General features: G+C 70.4%; 9 protein-coding genes and 1 pseudogene. 7 read left to right on the plus strand and 3 right to left on the minus strand.

What is annotated here, in order from left to right:
- The first annotated feature begins 21 nt into the window (after window positions 1-21).
- From L942_RS38120 to sepH, 3 genes are all read left to right on the plus strand, one after another.
- Window positions 22-1,368 carry a serine hydrolase domain-containing protein gene (locus L942_RS38120; protein ID WP_037369619.1) on the plus strand — a complete coding sequence of 449 codons (1,347 nt, stop codon included), beginning with the start codon at window positions 22-24 and terminating at the stop codon, window positions 1,366-1,368.
- Between the two features lie 291 nt (window positions 1,369-1,659).
- Window positions 1,660-2,784, plus strand: a complete 1,125-nt coding sequence (gene serC / locus L942_RS38125; protein WP_037369621.1) for a phosphoserine transaminase — start codon at window positions 1,660-1,662, stop codon at window positions 2,782-2,784.
- A 259-nt stretch (window positions 2,785-3,043) separates the two neighbouring features.
- Window positions 3,044-3,880, plus strand: a complete 837-nt coding sequence (gene sepH, locus L942_RS38130; RefSeq protein WP_037369623.1) for a septation protein SepH — start codon at window positions 3,044-3,046, stop codon at window positions 3,878-3,880.
- Window positions 3,881-4,072: 192 nt separating this feature from the next.
- Here sepH and L942_RS38135 read toward each other — a convergent pair whose 3' ends face one another.
- The 3 genes from L942_RS38135 to L942_RS38145 are packed head-to-tail and all read right to left on the minus strand — an operon-like array spanning window position 4,073 to window position 5,890.
- A complete protein-coding gene (locus tag L942_RS38135) occupies window positions 4,073-4,426 on the minus strand; it encodes an MmcQ/YjbR family DNA-binding protein (RefSeq protein WP_037369626.1) in 354 nt (117 codons plus the stop codon).
- A gap of 18 nt (window positions 4,427-4,444) precedes the next feature.
- A complete protein-coding gene (locus L942_RS38140; RefSeq protein WP_037369629.1) occupies window positions 4,445-5,035 on the minus strand; it encodes a DUF2537 domain-containing protein in 591 nt (196 codons plus the stop codon).
- 33 nt (window positions 5,036-5,068) lie between these two features.
- On the minus strand, window positions 5,069-5,890 hold the full coding sequence (locus tag L942_RS38145; RefSeq protein WP_037369632.1) for a TrmH family RNA methyltransferase: 822 nt from the start codon (window positions 5,888-5,890) through the stop codon (window positions 5,069-5,071).
- A gap of 217 nt (window positions 5,891-6,107) precedes the next feature.
- Here L942_RS38145 and L942_RS38150 point away from each other — a divergent pair, with 217 nt between their 5' ends.
- The 4 genes and pseudogenes from L942_RS38150 to L942_RS38165 form a co-directional block, all read left to right on the plus strand.
- Window positions 6,108-7,604 carry a glutamate-cysteine ligase family protein gene (locus L942_RS38150; RefSeq protein ID WP_037369635.1) on the plus strand — a complete coding sequence of 499 codons (1,497 nt, stop codon included), beginning with the start codon at window positions 6,108-6,110 and terminating at the stop codon, window positions 7,602-7,604.
- 51 nt (window positions 7,605-7,655) lie between these two features.
- The gene (locus L942_RS38155; RefSeq protein WP_037369716.1) at window positions 7,656-8,258 is read left to right on the plus strand and encodes a TetR/AcrR family transcriptional regulator; all 603 of its coding nucleotides are present in this window, start codon (window positions 7,656-7,658) and stop codon (window positions 8,256-8,258) included.
- A gap of 78 nt (window positions 8,259-8,336) precedes the next feature.
- Window positions 8,337-9,011 carry a heme oxygenase (biliverdin-producing) gene (locus L942_RS38160; RefSeq protein ID WP_037369637.1) on the plus strand — a complete coding sequence of 225 codons (675 nt, stop codon included), beginning with the start codon at window positions 8,337-8,339 and terminating at the stop codon, window positions 9,009-9,011.
- Window positions 9,012-9,125: 114 nt separating this feature from the next.
- Window positions 9,126-9,291, plus strand: a pseudogene (locus L942_RS38165) (superoxide dismutase); the annotation flags it as partial.

Consider the following 9,291-nt stretch of genomic DNA (forward strand, 5'->3'; position numbering starts at 1 on the left):
CGCCCGGGCAGAATGTCGGCCATGCTCGACTCCACCGAACTCGCCCTGTACCGACGGCTCGCGCGGGAGCAGTCCGTCAGCCGCGCCCCGTCCCTCGTCGCTGCTGTCGTGCGGGGCGGCGAGGTCGTCTGGTCCGGCGCCCGCGGCCGCGTCGGCGACCAGCGCCCGGACGACGACACGCAGTACCGGCTGGGGTCGATCACCAAAACGATGATCGCCACCGCGGTCATGCGGCTGCGCGACGAGGGCAAACTCGACCTCACCGACCCGCTGGAGCGGCACCTGCCGGGCACCGCGTTCGGCTCGGTCACCATCGCGCAGCTGCTGTCCCACACCTCGGGCCTCACGTCGGAATCGCCCGGCCAGTGGTGGGAACGCGCGCCCGGCGCGGACTGGGCGGCCCTCGTCGCGAGCCTGGAGAAGGGCGCGACGAAGCTGCGTCCCGGGTCCAAATTCCACTACTCGAACGTCGGCTACGGCGTCCTCGGCGAACTGGTCGCCCGGCACCGCGAGCGGCCGTGGTTCGACGTCGTGCGCGACGAAATCCTCGCCCCGCTCGGCATGAACCGCACGACCCCGCACCCGGAGGGCGCGCACGCCGAGGGCTTCGCCGTGCACCCGTTCGCCGACGTGCTCATGCCGGAGAAGTGGCCGGACGCCGGCGCGATGGCCCCGGCCGGCCAGCTCTGGTCCACGATCACCGACCTCGGCCGCTGGACGTCGTTCCTCGGCGGCCACACCGGCGACGTGCTGTCCGCCGGCACCGTCGACGAAATGCGGACGATGAACACCGTCGACGACACCGAGGTGTGGTCGACCGGATTCGGCCTCGGCCTGATGGTCATGCGCTACCAGGGCCGGCATCTGGCCGGGCACACCGGTTCGATGCCCGGCTTCCTCGCCGCGACCCTGGTCGACCCGCGCAGCGGCACCGGCGCGCTGTGCCTGGCCAACTCGACCGGAGGCGTCGGCATCACCCAGCTCTGCCTCGACCTGATCACCACGGCCGACGACCTGGAACCCGCGCTGCCCGAAGAGTGGTTCCCGTCCACTGTGGACCCGGACCTGCTCGCGCTGACCGGGCTGTGGCACTGGGGCCCGTCGCCGTACTTCCTGCGCGTGCAAGGCGACGGCCTGATCTCGCTGAACCCGGCGGTCGGAGCCGGCCGCGCCTCGCGGTTCCGCCCCGAGGGCCCGGACACCTGGATCGGCCTGGACGGCTACTACGCGGGCGAAACGCTCACCGTCGGCCGCGACGCGGACGGGAAGGCGAACCACCTGAACCTCGCGACGTTCATCTTCAGCCGCACGCCGTACGACCCGGCCGCGCCCATCCCGGGCGGGCTGGACGAGGGCGGATGGCGCTGAGTCACCCCGCCTCGGCCTTGCCGCCGGGCTCTTCGGCGGCAAGGCCGTCCGGGATCGTCCCCGCCTTCCCGGCGCAGCCGGACGACTCCTGACGCCGCGACGACCTCGGCCCGAATCAGCAGCGAGGCCGAGCAGCGCAGCGGAACCCGGCGGGCGCACCAGCTCGGTCGCGGCGAAGAGCGCAACCCGCCCGAGCGCCGCCGGTAACCGTGCGTTTCCGGCACGATTCCACATCCCGGACACTCGGCAACCGCCGTTACCTGCGTTGTCCCGACCTGAGAGACTAAGCACATGACCGACGCTGAGTTGACGATCCCTGCAGACCTCAAGCCGGCCGACGGCCGCTTCGGCTGCGGACCCTCGAAGGTCCGCGAAGAGCAGCTCGCCGCCCTCGCCCGGTCCGGTTCCACCTATCTCGGCACCTCGCACCGGCAGAAGCCGGTCAAGTCGCTCGTCGGGCGCGTGCGCGCCGGGCTGTCCGAGCTGTTCTCGCTCCCGGACGGGTACGAGGTCATCCTCGGCAACGGCGGGACGACCGCCTTCTGGGACGCCGCCGCGTTCGGCCTCGTGCGCGAGCGCGCCCAGCACTTCACCTACGGCGAGTTCTCCTCGAAGTTCGCCGCCGTCACGAACAAGGCCCCGTTCCTCGGCGAGTCGATCGTGGTGAAGGCCGACCCGGGCAGCGCGCCGGAGATCGCCTACCAGCAGGGTGCGGACCTCGTCGGCTGGGCGCACAACGAGACCTCCACCGGCGTCGCGGTGCCGGTGCGGCGTCCCGAGGGCAGCGACGGCGCGCTGGTCGCGATCGACGCGACGTCCGGCGCCGGCGGCCTGCCGGTCAAGGCCGAGGACTTCGACGTGTACTACTTCGCGCCGCAGAAGTCGTTCGCGTCCGACGGCGGGCTGTGGATCGCGCTCGCGTCGCCCGCCGCGATCGAGCGGATCGGCGAGATCGGCGGCGGTGACCGCTGGATCCCCGAATTCCTGTCGCTCACCACCGCGCTCGACAACTCGCGCAAGGACCAGACCTACAACACGCCGGCCGTCGCCACGCTTTTCCTGCTCGCCGAGCAAATCGAGTGGATGAACGGGCAGGGCGGCCTTTCCTGGACCACCGCGCGCACCAAGGAATCCTCGACCCGGCTGTACGAATGGGCCGAGAAAACCTCGTACACCACGCCGTTCGTGGCCAACCCGGAACTGCGCTCGCAGGTCGTCGGCACGGTCGACTTCGCCGACGAGGTCGACGCGGCCGCGGTGGCGAAGGCGTTGCGCGCCAACGGGATCGTCGACACCGAGCCGTACCGGAAGCTGGGCCGCAACCAGCTGCGCGTCGGCCTGTTCCCGGCGATCGACCCGGACGACGTCACGAAGCTCACCCACTGCATCGAGTACGTCGTGGAACGGCTCGGCTGACGCGAAACCGCGCCGAAACGCCCGAACCGCCCCGCCAGCCAGCCGGCTCGCGGGGCGGTTCGCGTTGACGACCACTCGTTCGTGACGCACCGTGGTCGGCGTGTCACGGCCGCACCCGATCCGCCGCACGGCGAAAATGCCCGGGAAAGTGCTGTCGGATTGAGTTCGAATGGGTGAGGCGTCGGCGCGCCTCGCACGTCAAGCCGACGCGCCGTTCTAACGTGGGCACCCACAAAGGTGAACACCGGGGAGGCGAGAAATGCGGGCGTTGCGGGTAGTCGGGCTGCACGAGGACGGGAAGTCCCTCGTGCTGGAGGACCCGGCGAGCCGTACCCGCTTCCTGCTTCCGGCCGACGAGAGACTGCGGGCGGCGGCGAGGGGGGACATAGCCCGGCTGGGCCAGATCGAGATCGAGTTGGAGAGCCAGATGCGGCCACGCGAGATCCAGGCGCGAATCCGCGCGGGCGAGTCCGTCGAGCAGGTCGCGAGCAGCGCGGGCGTCTCGACCCAGCGGGTGGAGCGGTTCGCCTACCCGGTGCTGCTCGAACGGTCCCGCACGGCGGAACTCGCGCAGTCGGCGCACCCGGTCCGCGAGGACGGGCCCGACGTCCAGACCCTCGGCGAGGTCATCGCCTACGCCTTCGGCGTCCGCGGCCACGACTACAACCAGGCCGCCTGGGACGCCTGGCGCGGCGACGACGGCAAGTGGGTCGTCGTACTGCGCTGGAAGGCCGGCCGCTCCGACAACCGCGCGCACTGGTCGTTCTCGCCCGGCGCGCACGGCGGAACGGTGCACGCGCTCGACGAGAACGCCGAGGTCCTGCTGAACCCGAACTCGTACGTCGCGCCGCGCACCGTGCGTGCGTTGGCGCCCGCCCAGGATTCGGTGGTGCAGCCGACGCTCGACGCCGTCGAGGAGCCGCGCGCCATCGAAGGCCCGGACGAGGGCGACGAGGAGACCCGCGAGATCCCGCACGTCCCGGGTGAGTCCGACGGGGACGACGCCGAACAGCCGCGCACGAAGGCGAAGAAGAACCACCCGATCGTGCCGTCCTGGGAGGACGTACTGCTGGGGGTCCGCACCCAGCGCGGCTGACCGCCGAGACACGGACGAGGCAAGGTCCGGAAAGGGCTCCCTGGGGAATCGGAGTCCCTCGAGCCCTTCCCGGACTTCCGCCGGAGCGAGCCGGGCGCATCGGGCAGGCGAGTCGAACGCAGCGCCCTGATCGAAGGCAGCAAGGAGTGGACGGCGCGCATCCAGGGTGCCGTCGGCGCGCTCGCGGCCGGGTCAGGTGTCCAGCAACGCGGCCAGTTTCTTCGGCGCGACGTGCCGATACGCCTCCCGCACGATCTGGTCCACCTCGGTCCAGTCGAGGTCCACGTCGAGGCGTACGCCGAGCCAGCCGTGCACTCCGACGTAGGGCGGCCGGAAAAACCGGTCCGGCTCGGTGCGCACCAGTTCCTCCTGGACGCCGGGCGGCGCGGGGCACCAGAACGCGAGCTTGTCGTCGTGGTGCCGGTCGGCGAACATGGCGAACGTTTTGCGGCCCCGGACGAACCACGTCGGCTCGCCGTGGCTGAGCCGTTCGGTGGCTTCGGGCAGGGCGAGGCAGAGCGCGCGCAGCTTGTCGAGCGGGGCCATCGGCTCAGTATCCGCGCGTCAGAACACCGTGGCCAGCACGCCGATCCAGGCCAGCACCAAACCGCCGCCCGCGCCGTACACCGCCCAGCGCAGGATCGGCGCTTTCCGGCCCAGCCACAGCGACGGCGAGACCCCGCCGGTGACCACCAGCGCCGCGATCAGTGCCAGCCAGGTGCTCGTCTCGCGCGCGAGCGTGCCGGCCAGCGCGAGCATCGCGACGATCACCACGGCAGCCGCGAACGCGGAGACGGTAAGCCCGGTGGCCCACGGCGTCGGCTCGTCCGGGATTCGGGGCCGCGCGGGCTGGCCGGGCCGCGGCGGCGGTTCGACCACGATTTCCACGCCCGTCACCGGATCGACAAAGCGCACCTGAGTGCCCATCACCGCGGCCAGTCGCCCGGCGAGCTGGCGGCCCCGCTGCGACACGACCGATCCGGCGACATCGACGTCCGAATCGGAGCGGGCCACGGCCGACGCCACGCGCGCCCATTCGTGCAGCGCTTGGGCCAGGTCGGCACCGATCGCGAGCCGGCGCGGGTCGACCTCCCGCGCGTGCTCGCCGCCCGGCCCGGCGAGCACCGCTTGCCCGCCGCGAATCCGCAGCTCCATGGGCACCCCTCCCCGCGCAAAACGTGCCAGGAGTCACTCTAGTGGCGCGAACCCGGCGGAGACTTCGTGGAACGCGATCGCCGCGGCCGTGGCGACATTCAGCGAGTCGACGCCGGGCACCATCTCCACGCGGACCGCGACGTCCGCGGCCTCGATCGCCTCGTCCGTCAGCCCCGGCCCCTCCGCGCCGAGCAGCAACGCGATCGGGCCCGGCACCTTCTCCCGCAATCCGCGCAGCGGTACGGAATCCGCGCGCGGAGTGAGCGCGGCGACGGTGAAACCTCGGGCCCGAAGCACATCCAGGTCCCCGGGCCAGCTGTCGAAAGCCGCGAACGGGACGCGCAGCACGTGCCCCATCGAAACGCGCACACTGCGCCGGTAAAGCGGATCCGAACAACCGGGACCGAGCAACACCCCGCCGACGCCGAGCGCGGCGGCATTCCGGAAAAGCGCGCCGAGATTTTCGTGATCGCCGACACCTTCCAGCACCGCCAATACCTGCGCGCCGTCCACGATCTGGGAAACCGTCGGCGGTTCCGGGCGGTCCGCGACCGCGAGCACGCCGCGGTTGAGATGGAAACCGACCACCTCGGCCATCGTCTCGGCCGACGTCACATACGCGGGCACGTCGACGCCGGCGAGTTCGTCTTCCAATTCCCGCAGCCGTCTCTCCACGCCGAGCAGCGCTCGCACCGGATAGCGCGAGGCAAGCAGCCGTCCGACCACGACGGTTCCCTCGGCGATCACCAGCCCGCGCCCGCCGGGGCGGTCCGGGCGACGGTCCGCTGTGGACAGGTCGCGGAAGTCGTCGAGCCCCGGATGCGTCCGGTCCTCGGTGAAGATCAGGTGAGCCACATCGGACAGTCTCGCACCCGCCCGAACCCGCGCCCATTGGTCCGAACGCGCCGCCCGCTTTGGTACGAACGGCGTAGTTACGCGAAGGGTCAACTCCCGGTGACGGAGAGCACCAGTTTGGCCGCTAGCCCATGGCCACTCGCTGTGCGACGGTGGTCTGCCTGGCGACCTAGCCGCCCAGACCACTGCGGACAGCAGCCAAGGAGCGCGTCGAACCATGGGTACGGATCTCTCGGCACACCCCGGCCGGCTCGATCGCGGACGGTACCGCCGGAAGGTCCAGCGGTGCCTGGACACCCTGGCGCGCATGCTCACCGACGGCAGTTTTTCCTTTCCCCGCAAGAACATCGGACTCGAAGTCGAGCTGAATCTGGTGGACGGGCAACTGCGCCCGTCGATGACCAACTCGGTCGTGCTGGAGGCGCTCGACGACGCCGCGTTCACCACCGAACTCGGCCAGCACAACCTCGAACTCAACGTGCCGCCGCGCCCGCTCGCCGGGGATTCCGCGCTGCGCTTGGAAGAAGACCTGCACTGCTACCTCGCGAAAGCGCAGGAGAGCGCGGCGCACACCGGCTCGTCGGTGGCCATGATCGGCATCCTGCCGACGCTGCGGCCGGAGCATTTCGACCAGAAGTGGCTTTCCCACAAAACGCGCTATTCCTCGCTGAACGACGAGATCTTCGCCGCCCGCGGCGAGCGGATCGCGCTCGCGATGGACGGCCTGGCCTTGCCCGGAGCGCAGCCGGAGCGGCTGCGGCACTACGCGGAGTCCATTCTCCCGGAGGCCGCCTGTACTTCAGTCCAATTGCACCTGCAGGTCGCCCCGGAGGAATTCGCGGCGCACTGGAACGCCGCGCAATGCCTCGCCGGGGTCCAGATCGCGCTCGCCTCGAACTCTCCGTTCCTGCTGGGCAAGGCGTTGTGGCACGAAACGCGGATCCCGTTGTTCCAGCAGGCCACCGACACCCGCCCGGAGGAGCTGAAAAACCAGGGCGTCCGGCCGCGGGTGTGGTTCGGCGAACGATGGATCACGTCGATCTTCGACTTGTTCGAGGAGAACGTCCGCTATTTTCCGGGTCTCCTGCCGGAGACGGACGTCGAGGACCCGATCGAAGCGCTGGAATCCGGGCAGGCGCCGAAGCTCGCCGAACTGCGGCTGCACAACGGAACGATCTGGCGGTGGAACCGGCCGGTGTACGACGTCGTCGACGGCCTGCCGCACCTTAGGGTGGAAAACCGGGTGCTGCCCGCCGGTCCGACGGTCGCCGACATCGTGGCCAACGCGGCGTTTTTCTACGGGGCGCAACGCGCGCTCGCGGAGCAGGACCGGCCGGTCTGGTCGCAGATGTCGTTCCAGGCAGCCGAAGAAAACCTCTACGAGGGTGCGCGCAAGGGTTTCGACGCGCAGTTGTACTGGCCGGGCATCGGCTGGATCCCGCCGGACGAACTGGCGTTGCGGGTGCTGCTGCCCCTGGCACACGAAGGCCTCCGTCGTTCGGACGTGTCCGACGAAGCCCGGGTGCGCTATCTCGGCATCATCGAACGCCGCTGCCTCGCCCGCCGCAGCGGCGCGACCTGGCAGCGCGACTACGTGCTGCGCGCGCACGAACGCGGCGCCGACCGCGAAACCGCGCTCAACTGGATGCTGCGGCGGTATCTGGAGCTCTCCGCGGAGGGCGAACCGGTGCACACCTGGTCGCTCGACGGCTGAGCCGGTTCGCGCGGTCCCCTAAGGTATTCCGCACGGAAGGGGGTGGCGCGCGTGCCGAAGGTGCTGGGCGGTTCGCTCGAAGCGCACCGCCGCGAAGTGCGGTCACGGGTGTTCGACGTCGTCCGTGCGCAGCTGTACGAGCGCGGGTTCGACGCGATCACGCTCGCCGGCGTCGCCGCGGAGGCCGGGCTCGGCCGCACCGCGATGTACAACCACTTCCCGGACAAGGAGAGCCTGCTCGTCGCGTTCGTGGAGGACGAGGCCGCACGGTATGTCGAGCGGCTGCGCGCGGCGGTGGACGCTGAACCGGACCCGGTCGCCCAGCTGGCCACGTTCGTCCGGCTGCAGTTGCGCGTACTGGCCGAGCATCACCTTCCCCCGGGCACCGCGCTGGAGTCCGCGCTCGCGCCCGCCGCGTACCAGCGGATCAGCGCGCACGCCGACCCGATCATCGAGCAGCTTCGCTCGGTGCTGCTCGCCGGAGTCGACGCGGGCAGCTGGCCCGCGCAGGACCTCGACGTGGTGGTTCCGATGATCACCGCCGCACTGGGCAGCCGCCAGGTCATCGATGTGCCCGCCGACCAGCTGGAAGACGCTATCGAAGCCGCCGTGCGGTTCGTCCGGCGAGCAGTCGGTTCGAGTGAAACCGGCTGATTTTAGGCTAGCCTAAGTACCGGTCGTGGCCTACAGTTCTTTCTGACAGCTTGTCAGAAAGACGCCGGGAGGCCTTTGATGACAGTGACCGCGGACCTCGAAGCCAGCCCGTTCTCCGGACAGCTGCGCGCGTCCACGAGGACGGTGCACGACAAGGCCAACCACTCGACGTACATGAACGCCCTCCTCGGCGGCGAGCTGACCCTGGCCGGCTACGCGGCGCTGGCCACCCAGTACTACTTCATCTACCAGGCGATCGAGCGCGCCGGCGACGCGATGGCCGACGATCCGGTCGGCGGCCAGTTCGTGTTCGAGGAACTGCGCCGGCTGCCCGCGCTGGAACGCGACCTCGCCCGCCTGGTCGGCCCGAACTGGCGCACCGAGATCGCCCCGCTCGCCGCCACCGAGGCCTACACCGCGCGGATCGCCGAGGCATCGCGCTGGTCCGGCGGGTTCGTGGCGCACCACTACACGCGCTACCTCGGCGACATCGCCGGCGGCCAGATCATCCGGCGGCTGCTGGAGAAGAAGTTCGACCTCGCCGAGGCGGGCACGCTCTTCTACCGCTTCGACCAGATCGGCAGCGCCCCCGCCTTCCGCGACCGCTACCGCGCGAAGCTGGACGAGGCGCCGTGGAGCGAGGAGGACCGGGCCCGGGTGATCGACGAATCCGTGGTCGCCTTCGAGCACAACGTGGCGGTGTTCGACGAGCTGGCGCTGGACCTCGACCGGTACCGCGACCCGGCGGCATGAGCCGGGTCACAGCGAGTTGACCTCCACCTAGCTTGAAGTACGACGCTCGGTTTCAGAAGGCTCCCGCGAGGGAAGCCGCCAAGCGAAACCGCGCGTCGATCAGAAGGAGGGCCCATGGCCCGGTACGAGCTGCCCGAACTCGACTACGACTACGGTGCTCTCGCGCCCTACATTTCGGGCGAGATCAACGAGCTGCACCACAGCAAGCACCACGCGACCTACGTCAAGGGCGCGAACGACACGCTGGACAAGCTCGCCGCCGCGCGCGAGGCGGGAGACT

The organism is Amycolatopsis orientalis DSM 43388, from assembly GCF_000411975.1.
Taxonomy (GTDB): Bacteria; Actinomycetota; Actinomycetes; order Mycobacteriales; family Pseudonocardiaceae; genus Amycolatopsis; species Amycolatopsis orientalis_D.

What these genes read in the sequence shown, in the direction of transcription:
- L942_RS38120 (WP_037369619.1), top strand. Translation starts at nt 22, where the DNA reads ATGCTCGACTCCACCGAACTCGCCCTGTACCGACGGCTCGCGCGGGAG.
- serC (WP_037369621.1), top strand. Translation starts at nt 1,660, where the DNA reads ATGACCGACGCTGAGTTGACGATCCCTGCAGACCTCAAGCCGGCCGAC.
- sepH (WP_037369623.1), top strand. Translation starts at nt 3,044, where the DNA reads ATGCGGGCGTTGCGGGTAGTCGGGCTGCACGAGGACGGGAAGTCCCTC.
- L942_RS38135 (WP_037369626.1), bottom strand. Translation starts at nt 4,426, where the DNA reads ATGGCCCCGCTCGACAAGCTGCGCGCGCTCTGCCTCGCCCTGCCCGAA.
- L942_RS38140 (WP_037369629.1), bottom strand. Translation starts at nt 5,035, where the DNA reads ATGGAGCTGCGGATTCGCGGCGGGCAAGCGGTGCTCGCCGGGCCGGGC.
- L942_RS38150 (WP_037369635.1), top strand. Translation starts at nt 6,108, where the DNA reads ATGGGTACGGATCTCTCGGCACACCCCGGCCGGCTCGATCGCGGACGG.
- L942_RS38160 (WP_037369637.1), top strand. Translation starts at nt 8,337, where the DNA reads ATGACAGTGACCGCGGACCTCGAAGCCAGCCCGTTCTCCGGACAGCTG.